We start from the raw sequence: 16,496 nt of genomic DNA, 5'->3' as shown, positions 1-16,496 counted from the left end.
ATGAAGCTAGGAGGTTTGGCACAGAGATTTGGACTGACTGCTAAAGCAGCCAGAGAACTACTATTACCTATTGACGGGAGTTGGGCTCATATGTGTTAGGTATGGTTGTTTCGGTGATTTACCTGCGCACCCGCTTACAACAAACGGAAATTACAAAACAAAAGCGCTTTGTTCAAACACTAGAGCAGCAGGTATCTGAAAAAACTGCGTCGCTAAAAGCGCAGGCGAACGATTTAAAACAAGCGCTTGAACGTGCTGAAGAGGCCACGAAGTTGAAGTCTGAATTTCTCGCCAATATGAGCCATGAAATTAGGACGCCAATGAACGGAGTTATTGGCATGCTTGAGCTGTTGAAAAAAAGCGACCTAACAGTAGAACAAGGCCAGCGCGTGAGTATTGCTAAAACCAGTGCCAACTCACTGCTTGTGCTTATCAATGACATTCTAGACTTTTCAAAGATAGAAGCGGGTAAGCTTGAATTAGAGTCTTTGGATTTTGACCTAAGGGAACTGGTGGAGAGTGTCGCGCTATCAGTAGCGCACTCAGCACAAGAAAAAGGACTAGAGCTAATCGTTGATGTCTCTGAAATTAGCGAAACAAAGATGTATTCAGATCCAAACCGAATTCAACAAATTCTGACTAACCTCTTAAGCAATGCCGTTAAATTCACTGAACAGGGTGAAATTTACATTGCAGCAAAGTTACTTCCAAGTGATGTTGAAAATGAAGCTATGCTTCACTTAACTGTAAAAGATACGGGGATAGGCATCCCGGAATCCAAACTTCTTCATTTGTTCGACGCTTTCACCCAAGTAGACGCGTCTACAACGAGGCGCTTCGGAGGTACTGGACTTGGTTTAAGTATCACAAAGAATTTGTGTCATTTATTGGGTGGTGACATAAGCGTTGCGTCAGAGCTTGGCAAAGGTAGCTGCTTCAACGTTATATGCAAAGTTACGTGCTCGAAGGAAAGCACGAAACTGCAATCTGAACTTGTTAAAGAGAACACGCGTTGCTTAATAGTGGATAACAATGCATCAACAAGACATACCTTGCAAAATCAGCTTGGGCTGTGGGGTGTGAATGCGTCAACTGCATCGTCATTACAAGAGGCTGCCACGCTTTACTTAGCTGATGAGATTAGTGAACAAGGCCCTTTAAGTTTTGATATTTTGTTTTTGGAAAAAGTCGTTGATAACCACGAGCAAGACAATCACTTACTGAACCTTGAGGGTATCGAAAACTTAAGGTTCAGTCGTACTATTCTTATGACCAAATTAGGCGATGTCGATAGCTATAGCGAGTTTAGAGGTCTGCCAATTAACGAATGTCTGCCAAAACCCATAACGACAACAGATTTACTAAGAATACTAGAAAATACGGTAGGCAAACCCGGCACACAAAACGATGTGCATCCAGGGCAGTTGGGTATGGGTACTGCAGACTTTGCAGAGCAACGTCCAAATGAAGGCCTGGCAGAGCAAGAAACTGAAAACCGCCCCCTTACTATAAAAGCACCACGAATTTTGTTAGTTGAAGATAACGTGATAAATCAACTGGTCGCTACTAATGCGCTCGAAAGCGAAGGGTATCAGGTAGATGTGGCGAACAACGGCTTAGAAGCGTTAGATATGTTGAAGAACCGCAAGCTTGAAGCACAATACAGCGCAATTATTATGGATTGCCAAATGCCAGAAATGGATGGATTTGAAGCAACGAAATGCATCCGCCAAGGAGCGGCAGGAGATATCTATAAAAGTACGCCTATTATTGCGATGACGGCCAATGCCATGCAGAGAGATAAAGATATGTGCATGGCTGCAGGTATGGACGACTTTCTAACAAAGCCTATCGATCACCAAAAAGTAACTTCAACCTTACAGAAGTGGCTAAGCAAAATTAACTAGCCTCTCGCCAACGAGGAAGTAAACGCGTTAATATGCAACAAGTTTTTAACAAGTTGTGAGAGCGTTAATGCTAAATCGTGCATCTAAACCCTTCGTAAAACTCGTCGAAAGATATCTTCCCGACCCTTATATTTTCGTTTTATTGTTAACGCTCATAACGCTTGTCTTTGCAGTGGTCATTCAAGGCCAATCACCACTTACCACAGTTCAACAGTGGGGTGACGGCTTCTGGGGGCTGCTCACATTTTCAATGCAAATGCTCTTGGTACTAGTAACCGGGTTTATGTTGGCATGCACGCCGTTAGTAAAGGCACTGCTTGAAAGGCTCGCCAGCGTAGCGAAAAGTCCAGGAAGCGCCATTGTTCTGGTCACCTTGGTATCGCTGATTGCAAGCTGGATTAACTGGGGCTTTGGCCTTGTTGTAGGTGCGTTGTTTGCTAAGGCCTTGGCAAGAAAAGTGACGGTGGATTATCGGTTATTAGTAGCAAGCGCATATTCAGGCTTTATTGTGTGGCATGGTGGTTTAGCGGGCTCTGTGCCCTTAACAATTGCAACACCGGGCCATTTTTCAGAAGCACAAATTGGCGTAATGAGTACAAGCGAGACTATATTCAGCGGGTTTAACTTGCTGTTGTTGGCGATTATGTTTGTAGTTATCCCCCTTGTAAATCGCTTAATGCTACCTCCTAAATCTGAAAGCGTGATTGTTGATAGCACAAAGCTACAAGACGATGCTTTACCTTCAGCAGAAAACGAGCGGCCCGCCGACAAGCTTGAAAATAGTAAAGCTCTTGGGTTGCTTGTAGGCTTTGCCGGGCTTGCGTATCTCACTAACTACTTTGCTTCAGGGGGCGGGCTTAATCTCAATATCGTTAATATGCTATTTCTCTTTCTCGCTATTGTCCTTCACGGCACACCACGCAATGTACTGCACAGCCTGCAGCAAGCCGTTCAGGGCGGTAGTGGTATTGTTATACAGTTCCCATTTTATGCGGGGATCATGGCGGTAATGGTTCAATCAGGATTGGCCCAAACCATGTCAGAGTGGCTGATTAGCTTTGCATCTGCAGAGTCGCTGCCAGTATGGAGTTTTATTAGCGCAGGCATTGTTAATATCTTTGTGCCGTCGGGTGGAGGGCAGTGGGCAGTGCAAGCCCCAGTAATCTTGCCTGCTGCCGCTGAACTTGGAGCCGAAATAAATAGAGTTGCCATGGCGGTAGCGTGGGGTGATGCGTGGACCAATTTGATTCAGCCATTTTGGGCGCTCCCCGTACTTGCCATAGCCGGCCTGAAAGCCAAAGACATTATGGGCTTTTGCTTGGTTCAGCTTATCGTAACCGGTGTCATTATTTCCTTGGTATTGCGGTTTGTGTGAGGATTTCGAGAGCAATTTAACGCCGTAAAACAAAGCGAAAAGAGCCGAATGTGAAGCCACAACTTAAATACAAGCGGTGTGAATGATGCATTTAGACGAAGAAAAGGTAGGGTTGTTGATCGTAGATGTTCAGGGTGCGCTGGCTCGAAAAGTCAATGATAGCCAGACAATGATCTGCAAAACGGTGAAGTTAATACAGTGTTGTAAATTGCTCAATATTCCCGTAGTTGTACTTGAGCAAAATCCTGATGGCTTGGGGAGAACGGTCCCTGAAATTGAAACTCATGTCGCAAGCGATCCTCACTTTAAGAAGTTTACTTTTAACGCTGTAGCGGGTACTGACCAGTGGTCGTCCGAAATACTGGCGTACATTGGTGAAATGGAATTAAGTCGATGGCTGGTTGTGGGAATTGAAGCGCACGTATGCGTTTATCAAACGGTAACGGGTTTATTGGAAAATAATCACATTGTGGAAGTAATACAGGACTGCATTTCTTCAAGAGAGTCTTCAAATGCTGTGCTCGCCATCCAAAATATGCGTGAGCAGGGCGCACGGATCAGCAGTTTTGAGATGACACTTTTTGGCCTTTTAAAATCATGCCAACATCCAAAATTCCGAGAAGTGTTAGCGCTCATCAAGTAGTCGAACAACGTGATGAGCGAAACAAGTCGGAGCTAAGCGAATGCGGTTTCTATCGATACAATGTCAATACCACGCACTTGCATAGAATCCAGCGCCAATAGATGACCAATGGCGTCACGCGTGCAGGTGCAAGGTTCAATGACTTTGGGGGAATACTTGGCAGCAGCTGGTGATAATGCTGTGTGAGTTACGCAGTTGTGCGTCATCACACCTGCAAGAAGAATTTCATCCACGCCCAATGACTGTAAGGTTTCTTCTAAGTTGGTGTTCTCAAAACAATCGGCGTGTTGCTTTGTGATGATTGGCGCATCCGGGGCAGCGGCTATCACCTCTTTATGAATTTCAGCGCCATGAGATCCTTCATAGAAAAACAACCCTTCTCCGGCCTCAACAGGCACAAGGTGCTGTATGTGAATAATCGGAATGCTCTTTTCCTTTGCAATAGCCATCGCTTTAAGTGTTTCTTGCATCGCAAGCTCTGGTTTGTGTAAAGGATACCTCCCTTCAGGAAAGTAATCGTTTTGAATATCTATAACAATAAGTGCTTGTTTAACCACGGTCTTACCCTCTTTTTCCAAGAAATAGTCTCTAGCACGGTTTAAGTTGTGCTTACTCGATATTGACTATTTTGCAGATTTTCACGTGTAATAGAGAGTGACGATAATGACAAAAAGCGCGCCAAATGCGACAGCGTTCACAGAACGACAATGAAACGATGAAAGAAATAAAAATAGCAGTAATAAACTATCCAACCGCAAGCCAATCTGCGCTTTACGGCATCGTTGAGATGTTAGAGTTAGCAAATACGATGTGTGAGCAAATCAACGCTGATGTGGCATTTAGCGCGAGTATTTACAAAGCGGAACAGTTGAATTCAAATGCACTGGTTGACGTCGTCATCTTGCCGCCAAGCATGAGTGAAACATTTTTTGAGCATGACTTCACATCACTCATCAACTATATGGAAGTCATGCAATCCCAAGGTGCATTGCTCGCATCTGCTTGCGTAGGTGCATTTATTCTTGGCAAAGGGGGCTTTTTAGATAACAAAGTGTGTACTACACACTGGCGAATTGCCGATCACTTCATGGCAACCTTTCCCACAGCAAAGCTAGATGCTAAGGCTATCGTGGTAAACGGGGAGGGTGTAATAACAGCTGGCGGGAGAATGGCGTGGATTGATCTTGTGTTTGAAATCATATCGACCTTAAGTTCACCCACCATTGCCTTGAATCTTTCTAAAGAGATGGTGGTGGATACAGGTTACAGGGAGCAAGGCTTTTATCACCAGTTTTCACCCAAAAAAGATCATGGCGATGCTCTCGTTGTTAAAGTGCAAAATTTTTTGGCAAATCATTACAGTCAGCCAATTTCTCTTAGCGATTTAGCCAGCCACACTTTCGTTAGTCAGCGAACCTTACAGCGAAGATTTGCGCAAGCGTTAGGTATGTCAGTCATCGACTATCTGCAGAAGCTGAGACTTCATCATGCTTGTCAGCAAATTGAAGTATCAACGCGCAGCATTGCTGATATCGCATTCAACGTGGGCTATCAAAACGTCAATGCGTTTAGGAAGATATTCCGTAAAGAGTATGGGCTTAGTCCGGTGGAATACCGCAAGCGTTTTGCAATAAATTGATCATATCGTTATTTTTATTTTAATTGTTATGTTATAACATTTATTAAATTCGATATTTAAAATGAAACTTAGCGAGTCGTTATGTCAATTCAAACTCAGCTTCCCGTTACCGTACTTTCGGGCTTTCTAGGCGCCGGTAAGACCACGGTTCTAAATCATATTCTGAATAATCGTGATGGATTAAGAGTAGCCGTTATTGTTAACGATATGAGTGAAATCAATATCGATGCTGCAACGGTGAAAAATGAAATTAGCTTTAATCGAGCCGAAGAAAAGCTAGTTGAAATGAGCAATGGCTGTATTTGTTGCACGTTGCGAGAAGATTTGCTTGAAGAGATAGAGCGTTTAGCGCATGAAGGTAAATACGATTATCTGGTAATAGAGTCTACAGGTATTTCGGAGCCTTTGCCTGTAGTTGAGACCTTCACGTTTGCCGATGAAGACGGTAAAAGCTTGTCGGAAATATCACGCCTCGATTCGATGGTCACCGTTGTCGATGCATTGAATTTTCTTAAAGACTATGACGAAGCTAAGTTTCTCAACGAAGTGGGTGAGAGCTTGGGGGAGGAAGATGAGCGAAGCGTGGCAGACTTGTTGGTCGAACAAGTGGAATTTGCTGATATATTGCTTATAAGCAAAACCGACTTAGTCTCTGAACAAGAGTTGGCGCGCCTTAAAAGTATTCTGCAAACACTTAATACCGAGGCTATTCAAGTTCCTATCGAGCATGGAAAAGTGCCCCTCGACAAAGTGCTGAACACAGGGCGGTTTAGCTTCGAGCGTGCTCAGCAGTCGCCCGGTTGGCTGAAAGAAATGCGTGGCGAGCACGTACCAGAGACTGAAGAGTTTGGTATAAGCAGCTTTTCTTACGAAGCGCGACGTCCGTTCGATCCGCAGAAGTTTTATGATTTTATTCATAGTAAAGACATTGTAGGTAAGTTAATTCGTTCAAAAGGCTTCTTCTGGCTGGCAACACGCCCTCAATTAGCGGGTAGCTGGAGCCAAGCTGGCGGTATGGCAAGATACGGGGCTGCTGGGCTGTTTTGGAAAGCCGTACCCAAAGAGCAGTGGCCTGAAGACCCTGAATACCTTAAAGCGATTGAAGAACAATGGATGGAGCCCTTCGGTGACATGCGTCAAGAACTGGTGATCATTGGACAAGGGCTTAATAAAAACGACATTATCGAGCGGTTAGATCGTTGCTTGTTAACAGACGAACAGCTTATTCAAGGCCATCATGTTTGGGCTGAAATGCCTGACCCATTTCCTGCGTGGGAGCACTAATATGCAGGCGTTAAAAGACCACATTACTTCCTTTGAACACAGCGACTCTTGGCGCTCAAGCGCCGATGCTATGGTGTTAGGCGATATCTTTGATAAAGGTATTAGCGTTGCGGTATGGACAAGACCCGAAGTACCACTTGTCACGCAATATTATGTCGACGTTTTTAAATCATTAGGAATGGGGATTCGCGGTGTTTTCTCTTTAACATCACTGAAAGAGGAAATCGCAAAGCTTTTACCTGATGGAAGAAATAGTGCCGGAAAGCAGGCTGCCATTGACGATATTTATTTGCTGTCTGACATGCTCACCACGCTATTTGATTGTGACAGTGTTGGCGTAAGGTTAGTGCCCCTTTCATCAGCAATGTGCCCAAGCTTCCATGTGGACAATATTCCTGTTCGGTTGGTGAATACCTATTTGGGCGAAGGTACAGAGTGGCTGCCGAAAGAAAGTGTGGTTACACGCCAAATGATTGGTCTTAACGACGCGAATACACAAGGGCTTACTAAGAATAGGTTGGGTCAGCACTATCGAGAGAGCAGCGTTAGGCAAATGAACGCGTTTGATGTGGGTTTACTTAAAGGTAAGTCGTGGCAGGGCCATGAAGAATTTGCCGCCGTGCATCGGTCCTGCAAAGTCATACCTGGTACTCATCGCGTGTTGCTTACCCTGGATCCCATGTAGTTTTTGAGTACTTATTGTACCTCACCCTCGGTTACTTCGGCGCTATCACTTTTTCCATGAGTTTTCCCTTGTGATAGCGCTTTTTTCTCTCTCGGTACCTAGCTGCGCTAATCTTCTTAAATATCCGCTTTTAAGATTCCAGCTTTAAGGCTAATTGTCTAACAGGCAAGTGCCACGTCTTTTTAGCGAAGACCTGAAAGGCCAAGTTTTTCAACATATACCCTTAAACATTATAGTCTTTCATATTTAACGTATTGTGAATGCTAGGAATGCGTTCTTCTGCATGGTGATTCACATACAGCAGTGTACTTGTGCCAGCCCTAGCCAATATATCAATAAGCTTAAGCGCTTTCTGTCGGTTGAAGTCGTCTAAACCATTGCAAGGTTCATCCAAAATAAGCACGGCGGGGTGCTTAACCATAGAACGTGCAATAAGTACTAATCGCTGGTCACCAAAAGACAGTGACTGAAACGGCGAGTTCTTTTTCTGTTTCAAACCCAGTACTTCAAGCCACTGCTCTGCCACCATGCGTTCCGCTAGCGTGGGGCGAGTGTACAGACCAATACTGTCGTGAAAGCCTGAAATGATAACGTGCTCAACACTTGCATTCACTTTGTACTGCATGTGGAGCGCATTCGACATAATTCCAATGTGCTTTTTAATGTCCCATATGCTTTCGCCTGTGCCACGTTTTATGCCAAACATTGTTAAATCGTTGGTATAACAATGGGAATTATCACCAGTAAACATTTGAAGCAAACAGGTTTTTCCTGACCCATTTGGACCAGTGATCTGCCAATGCTCATTTTTGTTAAGCGTAAAGTTAAGCTGTTCAAATACGGTTCGCTCATCGAAGCGCACGAACCCATCTTTAAGCTGAATTAAGGTATGAGGTAGTGAATCTAACTCACTGTTTTGAACATTGCGGCTTTGGTCATTGCGGTTGGGGTCATCGCCGTGTTTGTCTTTAGCGTTAAGGGCTGAGGGAACATCGATATCATCAGACTCTAGTGCAAACCAGGTGCTTAGTTCTGAGCGCAAACCGTCATAGTTAAGTTTATCTTCAGATTTCCACGTAATAGCCAAGTCATCCATGACAATCAACTGAGCTTCTATATTCTTGGGAATATCTGCGAGTTTGTTGGCGGTAAGTACTAAAGAAGCTTGCTGCTGAGAGACAAGAAAGCGACTAAATGCGCTTATCGCTTCAACATCTAAACCTTCGAAGGGTTCATCAAGCAAAATAATAGAGGCATTACTTAACCATGCCAACATGATAATAATCTTGCGGGTTTCACCTGTTGAAAGTGAAAGAAACGCATTATCTAGCAGATGCTCAATTCTAAGCGCAGAGGCGAGTTCGTCGTAATAAGGGTGGTTTTTATAATACTCATTAGTCTGTGCGAATAGTTCGCGAACCTGTGTTGGCTCAGCTATTACGTCTAGAATATCTGCACTGTCTTTTTGTTTTTCTTCTTCAATTATCGCTTGCTGTTTAAAAACCGATACCTCTGCAACAACCGAAGTACATTCACGACTACCGCTTGCTACCTTCCCATTACCGGCAAGCGCGGAAATTAAGAGTGACTTTCCGCTACTGTTTCTACCTGCGATAAGGAAGTGCGACGGCGCACTTTCAGTACAGAGCGCTAGCGAAAATGCAGGAGTAATGTATTGATTAGAAAGCTTTATTTGAAATTCAGAAAGGTACAGCATTAATGATCGCGAGTGAATATAAAGTAGAACCATTGTGAAGTTTTCTGTTTACCTGTCAATGGTGTTATTCCTCAGTAGAGCTAATTAGCCTGCTGTGCCTTTCGAAAATGGTGCTTTATGTTTAATCACGATTATCTTGGGAACCTTGATGTAATTTACACCTCTTAGTATTTGTATTAAAAACCAACAGCTTCAACTTTAATACTTATTGCCCCAAATAGATTAGCTAAGAGAACAAGGAATGGTTACGTTTAAAAAAGGATTTACACTAATCTGTGTAGCACTCATTTATTTTATTATTTCGGTTTTAATACACGAGCTAGGGCACGGAATAGCAGGGAAAATATTAGGGATGGGGCAGTTAGTCATTGCTGTTTGGCCTGGATTCGAAATTTTTCCGGAAATGGGGGCGCTGAATCATATAAAGCATTGGCCCGGCAGTGCGGTAGCAGTTGTTAGTTTCATTCCAGAGGTAAAATCTTTAAGTGTTGATATTCACCGCGAATTTAACTCTTATATTATAAAGCCTATCCTAAACATACAGCATAGCAGCGTTTTATACGACCAAAACCGTGTGGCGGTCGTGCTTTTGATGGGAAGTGGTACAACTTACTTAATCTCTTTGCTATGTACCATTTTCCTTTGGCTATGCAGCCCTGAGGGTATCTTGAGAAAAGTGTGTGTATTCGGCGTTTTTATGTTTTATGACCTGCTATGCTACTCAATTTTCCCAGTCTTTTTTGACCTTCGCCACTTAGTATTTATCGGTGGGAAGCTACCTGAGCCTGTTATCGCTCTTGCACAATTGGGAATGCCTTCAGAAATTTCAGTAACGTTAATTGTGATTGTGTGTTGTACTCAAGCGTATTTTATAAAGCGATTGCTGAGTAAAGAGTAAACAAATTTTTTAGAAAGGGATATCGAGTGGAAGAAGTAGTCATTGTTACTGGGGCGAGCCGCGGTATCGGTGCCGCAACTGCTAAATTGTTGGGAAGTAACGATTATAAGGTTTGCGTTAATTACCTATCAGATAAAAATGCTGCGGATAGGGTGTGCGCGTCGATAGCTGACAACGGTGGCGTTGCATTTGCTCATAAAGCCGATGTTTCAGATGAAGCGCAAGTACTGGACATGTTCGAATATGTAAGGGAACAGTGGGGTGAGGTAACGCATTTGGTTAACAATGTGGGTGTTTTATTTACCAAAACTGAGTTAATTAACGTCAGTGTAGAGCGCTTCACCAAAGTACTTAATACCAATGTGCTTAGCGCATTCTTGTGTTCAAAGGCTTTTGTAAAACAAAACGTTGCAGGGGGCGCAATCGTTAATGTTTCGTCCATTGCCTCTCGTACTGGTGCTCCTTTTGAATACGTCGACTATGCGACGTCGAAAGGGGCAATGGATTCATCCACCAAAGGGCTTTCATTAGAACTTGCTGCGAAGAACATTCGTGTAAACAGCGTCCGGCCTGGTTTTATTAAAACAGACATTCATGCCGATGGTGGTGAACCTGGCAGAGTAGAACGGTTAAGCTCACAAATTCCTATGCAGCGGGGCGGTACAGCAGATGAAGTCGCACAGGCGATAGCCTGGCTTCTATCACCTCAGTCTTCATATGTTACAGGGTCGTTTATTGATTTAGCGGGTGGGAAGTAAAGCGCGTGATAACACTCAGAGATTTTAAAATGAGCGATGTAGGTAGACTGGTAGATATTTTGAATCAACCGTCGGTCACGCAATTTCTATCGACAAAAATTCCCAGCCCTTATACAAAAGAAGATGCCACATGGTGGATTCAAGAGGGGAGCAAAGAGGGTTTTATAAAAGCTGTAGAGTACGACGGCGAGTTAGTAGGGTGTATTGGTGTTAACCCAGGAAACTTTGAATATGAAAGAGCCGGAGAGGTCGGATACTGGCTTTGTTCATCACATTGGCGAAAAGGGATTATGCGTGACGCGCTGCGCCAAATTATCGCCCTTACTTTCTCAAGCACAAGTATAGAGCGCATTTTTGCCTGCGTATTTTCATCCAATCTTGCTTCGCAAAAGCTGCTGTTAGATGCAGGGTTTAAGCAAGAAGCGATATTGCAACGCGCCATTTTTAAAAATGGACGGTTTTACGATAGCCATATTTTTGCCATTTTGAGGTAGCTCTGCGATGGTGACTTTAGTACCCGCAAAGCGTTGAGTGGTTTCCATTGATACGGATATTTATTTTACTGCCTTATTCGCGGCAACGCCTTCAATCACCCCTGCGGCTGCAAGGTTCATCAATCGACGAAACCTCGGACATTCCAAATGACTCGGTGCTGTGCAAGCAGCTGCATGCTGCAGACCATCACGCATTGCTTCTAATTTTTTGATTGTTCCATCTAATTCGCTCGCTTTTTTAAGTAGCAGAGCGCGGTCTATATCAGGCTTTGCATCGGTTCCTAATTTCCCAGAAATTTCTTCCAGTGAAAAACCAGCTGCGCGGCCTAGTGCGATTAATTCAAGGCGCTCTAAAACGTTTGAGCTAAATACGCGACGTATACCTTGTCGACCAATAGATTTGATAAGGCCTTTTTCTTCATAAAAGCGCAGTGTTGATGCCGACACTCCGGACTTTTTGGCGACCTGAGATATTTCCATACTTTTTCCCAAAGGAATGCTTGACTTAAAGTTAACTTGAAGTTGTAGGCTAGCATCTCATGTTAATTGAAACTAGTTATTGAGAGTGAATATGGAAAGTATTGTTTTTATCTTGCTGATAGGTATGGGAGCTACTTTAGTGGTGGATTTATGGGCCTTGTTGAGAAAGCAATTGTTTGGTATTACTCCAACAAATTGGGGCATGATAGGGCGCTGGATAGGGCATATGAAAAAAGGGCAGTTTCGTCATACTTCTATTTCAAGTGCCCATGCTGTTCACGGGGAAAGTACTATTGGATGGACAGCCCATTACCTAATTGGAATTGCCTATGCAGCGCTGCTTATTTTCATATGCGGAGAATCTTGGTTGTTCGAACCGACGCTAGGTCCAGCAGTGGCGCTCGGTATCGCTACAGTCGTTGCACCGTTTTTTATATTGCAGCCAGGTATGGGGGCGGGTATTGCCGCATCGAAAACGCCTAATCCCAATAACGCTCGGTTACACAGCATTATTAATCACGTCGTATTTGGCGTTGGGCTGTACCTTTCGGCTTTGTTAATTAGGCTTTTACTATCAATATGGCTATAAACGACTAATGATGACTTGAGTGAACTTCAGCTTATAATGGCAATAAAACAGCATGCTTTTATAAGAAGACAGGATGAAAATTTCACTGGAAGAAATAAACAAATCTAACTATGAGCAGGTTTGTGACTTGGATGTGGCGGATGATCAACAAGCGTTTGTAGCGTGCAATATGTGGTCGTTGGTTGAGTCTTTCTACAACGAGAACCATACCTGCAAAGCCATTTATTGCAATGACCAGCCCGTAGGGTTCTTGATGTGGGTTCAGGAAACGCCAACCAAAGTGTCCATTTGGCGCTTTATGATTGATGAGAGCCATCAGAATAATGGAATTGGCAGAGTTGCTTTATCTCAAGCTATCACGCTTATAAAGCAAACTTCTGAGCTCAAACAGATAGAGATATGCTATAACCCCAAGAATCCTGTCGCCAAAGCCTTCTATTCAAGCTTTGGTTTCGAAGAGGTGGGGTTAGATGAAGATGGCGAAGACATGCTTGCTGTTATTGCCATTTAGCCACGACTTAAATTTAAAGCAGCGAAATGCGAGGGATCTCAAGATATGGACGTCATAGATATTAAGACTTTTATTCCAAGCAAAAACTACGACATTTCTAAAGCATTTTATTCTGAGATTGGATTTAATGCAGAATACGTAAATGAAGACTTAACACTGTTTGAAAATGGTGATTGTCTCTTCTTTCTTCAGCGCTTTTATAATCCTGAATTGGCGAATAACTTTATGCTACAAATATGTGTAGCAGACATTCAGGACGCTTTTGATCTGTGCTCACGCTCATTACATAAAACGAAAATTTCATCAATTGAGCAACAACATTGGGGAAGTGTTTTCTATCTATGGGGCCCGTCGGGCGAACTACTTCACATTACCGAATTAGGTAGCTAGCTTTTGCGAGAACGAAGGGCGGAATGACGAATGATGCATACGAATTACACCATTAAAGAAAGCCCTCCGTCAGTTGAAGACTTTGCCAATTTAAGAAAATTGATTGGATGGAGTAACCCGTGTTTATCGGTTGTTCAAAAAAGTATTAATGCCTCGTTGTTTTGGGCAACAATTTACCTCGACAACAACCTTGTAGGCTGTGGTCGGGTGATTGGCGATGGCGCAATGTATTTTTATATTCAAGACGTCATTATTCATCCAGAACATCAGAATAAAGGCTTGGGCTCGAAAATAATGAACACGTTGATTGCACATTTGGAGTCTTGCTGCGCACCTGGCGCAACCATTGGCCTGTTGGCTGCGCATGGTAAGGAAAGTTTTTATCTTAAATTCGGTTTTGAACCTCGTGATGGTGAAAGTTTAGGTTTAGGCATGTGCAGGTTTATTTAGCTAATTGGTCATTAACGCGGCATGAGAGTCCCGGGAGTTCTCAAGTTTTTTAATCACTTGGCATTGTGATCATTGCCTATTTAATTATCGGCAGTTTTCTGTCCTAAGGCGGCAAGTCGCCTCCGCTTTTCATGCACGGCCTGACGATAAACATCAAGTTCTTTTAACACTGAGAAAGGTACATCTCCTGAAACTAGGCGCTTTACGTCACTTGGTTATCAGCAATTTTTTTTCAATGTAACCTCCAATGTAACGGTCAATGCTGCTTGTAGCCTTTCTTTGGTGTGAATTTTGCAAAAGCCTGTTTAAAGACACTGAAAATGTCGGTTTGCGTAGTAGCTGATCACTGTTTTTCGATGAGTTTTTGCTTCTTTCCGATAGAAATTTGACGTTTTTCACTGGACATGTGTAATGAAAAGTATGACAAAACCTGTCTCTCACGCTTTGCTGACAGAAAATGGTCGCTTAGTCGCGAAAGCCTTGGTATATACCGCGCTTATCTTGGGCTTACTCTCTGGTTGCTCTTCATCTGACGAACCTAAGAGTCAATTTGCGCAAACCGATGCCAGCGATGTATCAGCATTGGGGAATGTGGAATACCATACCTATATGTTGGCGAACGAACTTTTTGCTGATGTGGGTCCAGCACGTCAGTCTCGCTATGCGGTAGTCGGCTTTGTACCTGCGGATACTATGAAATACAGTGCTGGTCATCAACATCCGCTAATGTTGTTGGGCCATCAACTTGAACAGGGAATGATTACTGAGGCCACGAAAAGAGGCTTTTCTACTCAAGAATTTAAGCTTTCGAACGATATAATTGTTAGTGACGAAAGCGACAGAGTATTAACCCGCGATATCGACCAGCTTTCCAACATTGAGCGCGTCGATTTTTATATAACCGGCACTATGGTGTATCAAGAGTCTGGCGCGGTGGTTAACGCTCGAATTATCAACGCTAGAAATAAAAACATTGTCGCTGCAGCAACACGCTTTTTCCCTGCCGAACTGTTTTGGCGCGAAGAACAAGTAACCACCAGAAACGGCAAGTTATACAGAACTGAAGGTACGAGGTAACCCCATGAAAAGACGAAATCAATACGCGGCGTTTTCGCTTTGTGCTTCACTGCTAAGCGTCAGCGGGTGCTCTATGATGATGGGGGAAGAAGAGGTAGCCGAACAAGCGCCTCAGCGCCCGGCCATGAACGTGATTGATATTACTGCCGCCGACCGCGCTCCCTCAAAGCCAGTTGAAAATACCAGTGATACTCAGTCTCAGGGTATGGACGCGTACGGCGCTATCGGTCAACCTCCTTTGTATTCGAGCGTACAGGGCGCGTATAAGGGTCGACCTCTAACCAAGCATATTGGCGACTATGTGAAGAACATGGCGCAAGACTTAATTGCCAATATGGAATATGTGAATAACAAGACACCTATTGGTGTAACCCATTTCGCACTACTAGATACTGACTTGCAGAAAACAGATTTGCTTGGTCGTCAGATGGCGGAATCTTTTGTTCACGAACTGCATAAATTCCGCGTGCCGGTTATCGACTTCAAAGCCACCGAGTATATTCGTATTACTGACGATGGTGATTTTGTATTAAGCCGAGACTATTTGGAATTGAGCAGCAGCCTTCCTATTGAATACGTGTTAACGGGAACAATGACCAAGCACCAAGGTGGCGTGTTAGTTAACGCCCGTATTTTAGGCATGGAGTCGCGCGCAGTGGTGGCAACTGCGCAAATGTTAGTGCCGTTCTACGTAGTAGATGCACTTATTCCAAGTGACGGTAGCCAGCAAAACGGTATGCGCGATGGCGTTAAGCTAAGTCGCGGCTAGGAGTTTCAGCATGGTGTTTACAAAGAAGCTTGTGTCAAGCAGTTGGGCAGCCGTTGGCGTAATGCTGAGTGTATGTATGACAGGGTGCACTAGCACAGAGTCTATTGGCTCATTTTGGTTAGGTGAAGACGGTGAAATTACTCATCACGCCGAGCCAGTGCCTGTACCAAGCCGTTCAGGGCTGGAGTACACTCCAGATTCTCGCGATAGACAATATCAACAGCACGTGGAAGTCGAACCCGGCTATAAAGACCCACTACACCATGGCTATTCACCGTCACAAACGCATAAGCGCTTAAATGATTACGCCTCGCAACTTGCGATGGAATTAATGGACAATGCAACCCGTCTTACGCATCAAGATATGGTGGGTGTGGCAAGTTTTGTTCGGCTTAATCAGTCGTTGAGCGACAGCACCGTGTTAGGCAATCAGCTTTCAGAGTATCTAATAGCCGAGCTACAAGACTTTGGGTTAGCGGTTGTCGACTTTAAGCTTGCAGGTGGCATTACCGTAACGCCAGTCGGCGATTTCGTACTTACTCGAGATGGTACTGCACTCGCTAAACAGGTTGAAATGGACCATGTTGTAACTGGCACCATCATTGAAGATGACAGAGGCGTCCGCGTAAACGCCCGTATCGTGTCGCTGGAAAATAAACAAGTGGTGGCAAGCGCCAACGTATACATTCCTGCGTTTATCGTGATGGATTTAAATAAAATGGCTAGCGTAAACTAGCCATTTACTTCCTTTGCACTCTGTTTTCGAAAGCGAACTCATTGCATATTCGCTTTAAAATCTCTAAACATCCGGTCTTTTGTGTCTAGGCACA

Annotated in this window: 17 protein-coding genes and 2 pseudogenes; 16 read left to right on the top strand and 3 right to left on the bottom strand. The window is 43.9% G+C overall.

The annotated features are described in order from the left end of the window. Window positions 1-101 precede the first annotated feature (101 nt). The 3 genes and pseudogenes from BIZ39_RS13575 to BIZ39_RS13565 form a co-directional block, all read left to right on the top strand. A pseudogene (locus BIZ39_RS13575) lies at window positions 102-1,907 on the top strand (response regulator); the annotation flags it as partial. 67 nt (window positions 1,908-1,974) lie between these two features. Beyond that, window positions 1,975-3,282: a short-chain fatty acid transporter gene (locus BIZ39_RS13570; RefSeq protein ID WP_187447234.1), complete on the top strand. Its 1,308-nt coding sequence runs from the start codon at window positions 1,975-1,977 to the stop codon at window positions 3,280-3,282. Window positions 3,283-3,364: 82 nt separating this feature from the next. Beyond that, window positions 3,365-3,925 carry an isochorismatase family protein gene (locus tag BIZ39_RS13565; RefSeq protein WP_262385765.1) on the top strand — a complete coding sequence of 187 codons (561 nt, stop codon included), beginning with the start codon at window positions 3,365-3,367 and terminating at the stop codon, window positions 3,923-3,925. Between the two features lie 32 nt (window positions 3,926-3,957). On the opposite strand, the gene BIZ39_RS13560 is transcribed toward BIZ39_RS13565, so the two are convergent. After that, window positions 3,958-4,503, bottom strand: a complete 546-nt coding sequence (locus BIZ39_RS13560; RefSeq protein ID WP_222936596.1) for a cysteine hydrolase family protein — start codon at window positions 4,501-4,503, stop codon at window positions 3,958-3,960. A gap of 104 nt (window positions 4,504-4,607) precedes the next feature. Here BIZ39_RS13560 and BIZ39_RS13555 point away from each other — a divergent pair, with 104 nt between their 5' ends. The 3 genes from BIZ39_RS13555 (at window position 4,608) to BIZ39_RS13545 (ending at window position 7,533) form a co-directional block, all read left to right on the top strand. After that, the gene (locus BIZ39_RS13555; RefSeq protein WP_187447232.1) at window positions 4,608-5,564 is read left to right on the top strand and encodes a GlxA family transcriptional regulator; all 957 of its coding nucleotides are present in this window, start codon (window positions 4,608-4,610) and stop codon (window positions 5,562-5,564) included. Window positions 5,565-5,645: 81 nt separating this feature from the next. Then, on the top strand, window positions 5,646-6,848 hold the full coding sequence (gene zigA / locus BIZ39_RS13550; protein ID WP_187447231.1) for a zinc metallochaperone GTPase ZigA: 1,203 nt from the start codon (window positions 5,646-5,648) through the stop codon (window positions 6,846-6,848). 1 nt (window position 6,849) lies between these two features. Beyond that, window positions 6,850-7,533 (top strand): DUF1826 domain-containing protein, encoded by a 684-nt coding sequence (locus BIZ39_RS13545; protein WP_187447230.1) that lies wholly within the window; start codon window positions 6,850-6,852, stop codon window positions 7,531-7,533. A gap of 223 nt (window positions 7,534-7,756) precedes the next feature. On the opposite strand, the gene BIZ39_RS13540 is transcribed toward BIZ39_RS13545, so the two are convergent. After that, window positions 7,757-9,283 (bottom strand): ATP-binding cassette domain-containing protein, encoded by a 1,527-nt coding sequence (locus tag BIZ39_RS13540; RefSeq protein ID WP_187447229.1) that lies wholly within the window; start codon window positions 9,281-9,283, stop codon window positions 7,757-7,759. Window positions 9,284-9,491: 208 nt separating this feature from the next. Here BIZ39_RS13540 and BIZ39_RS13535 point away from each other — a divergent pair, with 208 nt between their 5' ends. Genes BIZ39_RS13535 through BIZ39_RS13525 form a run of 3 tightly spaced genes read left to right on the top strand, consistent with a single transcriptional unit; the run spans window position 9,492 to window position 11,400 of the window. Then, entirely contained in the window at window positions 9,492-10,148 is a 657-nt protein-coding gene (locus tag BIZ39_RS13535; protein WP_187447228.1) for a hypothetical protein, read from the top strand. A gap of 26 nt (window positions 10,149-10,174) precedes the next feature. Beyond that, a complete protein-coding gene (locus BIZ39_RS13530; protein ID WP_187447227.1) occupies window positions 10,175-10,906 on the top strand; it encodes an SDR family oxidoreductase in 732 nt (243 codons plus the stop codon). 5 nt (window positions 10,907-10,911) lie between these two features. Continuing rightward, entirely contained in the window at window positions 10,912-11,400 is a 489-nt protein-coding gene (locus BIZ39_RS13525) for a GNAT family N-acetyltransferase (RefSeq protein WP_187447226.1), read from the top strand. Between the two features lie 60 nt (window positions 11,401-11,460). Here the strand turns inward: BIZ39_RS13525 and BIZ39_RS13520 are convergent, their stop codons facing one another. Further along, entirely contained in the window at window positions 11,461-11,880 is a 420-nt protein-coding gene (locus BIZ39_RS13520) for a helix-turn-helix domain-containing protein (RefSeq protein WP_187447225.1), read from the bottom strand. A gap of 91 nt (window positions 11,881-11,971) precedes the next feature. Here BIZ39_RS13520 and BIZ39_RS13515 point away from each other — a divergent pair, with 91 nt between their 5' ends. The 7 genes and pseudogenes from BIZ39_RS13515 to BIZ39_RS13485 all read left to right on the top strand — a co-directional run bounded on the left by BIZ39_RS13515 (window position 11,972) and on the right by BIZ39_RS13485 (window position 16,402). Next, window positions 11,972-12,469, top strand: coding sequence for a DUF2938 domain-containing protein (locus BIZ39_RS13515; RefSeq protein WP_187447224.1), 498 nt, complete (start codon window positions 11,972-11,974; stop codon window positions 12,467-12,469). A gap of 73 nt (window positions 12,470-12,542) precedes the next feature. Further along, window positions 12,543-12,980 carry a GNAT family N-acetyltransferase gene (locus BIZ39_RS13510; RefSeq protein ID WP_014949962.1) on the top strand — a complete coding sequence of 146 codons (438 nt, stop codon included), beginning with the start codon at window positions 12,543-12,545 and terminating at the stop codon, window positions 12,978-12,980. A gap of 45 nt (window positions 12,981-13,025) precedes the next feature. Continuing rightward, window positions 13,026-13,404 (top strand): annotated as a pseudogene (locus BIZ39_RS13505) (lactoylglutathione lyase). Further along, window positions 13,401-13,820: a GNAT family N-acetyltransferase gene (locus BIZ39_RS13500; protein WP_110288624.1), complete on the top strand. Its 420-nt coding sequence runs from the start codon at window positions 13,401-13,403 to the stop codon at window positions 13,818-13,820. Before BIZ39_RS13505 ends, BIZ39_RS13500 begins: the two are co-directional and overlap by 4 nt. A gap of 411 nt (window positions 13,821-14,231) precedes the next feature. Continuing rightward, window positions 14,232-14,897, top strand: a complete 666-nt coding sequence (locus BIZ39_RS13495; RefSeq protein ID WP_061095389.1) for a FlgO family outer membrane protein — start codon at window positions 14,232-14,234, stop codon at window positions 14,895-14,897. Between the two features lie 4 nt (window positions 14,898-14,901). Continuing rightward, complete coding sequence (locus BIZ39_RS13490) at window positions 14,902-15,666, top strand: FlgO family outer membrane protein (RefSeq protein WP_187447223.1); 765 nt, start codon at window positions 14,902-14,904, stop codon at window positions 15,664-15,666. Window positions 15,667-15,676: 10 nt separating this feature from the next. Continuing rightward, window positions 15,677-16,402, top strand: coding sequence for a FlgO family outer membrane protein (locus tag BIZ39_RS13485; protein ID WP_187447222.1), 726 nt, complete (start codon window positions 15,677-15,679; stop codon window positions 16,400-16,402). The last annotated feature ends 94 nt before the right edge of the window (window positions 16,403-16,496 follow it).

The sequence above is a fragment of the Alteromonas sp. BZK5 genome, assembly GCF_014349115.1.
In the GTDB taxonomy this organism is placed as follows: Bacteria; Pseudomonadota; Gammaproteobacteria; order Enterobacterales; family Alteromonadaceae; genus Alteromonas; species Alteromonas macleodii.
Note: the sequence above shows the minus strand (reverse complement) of the source record. Positions and strands in the feature narration are given on the sequence as shown.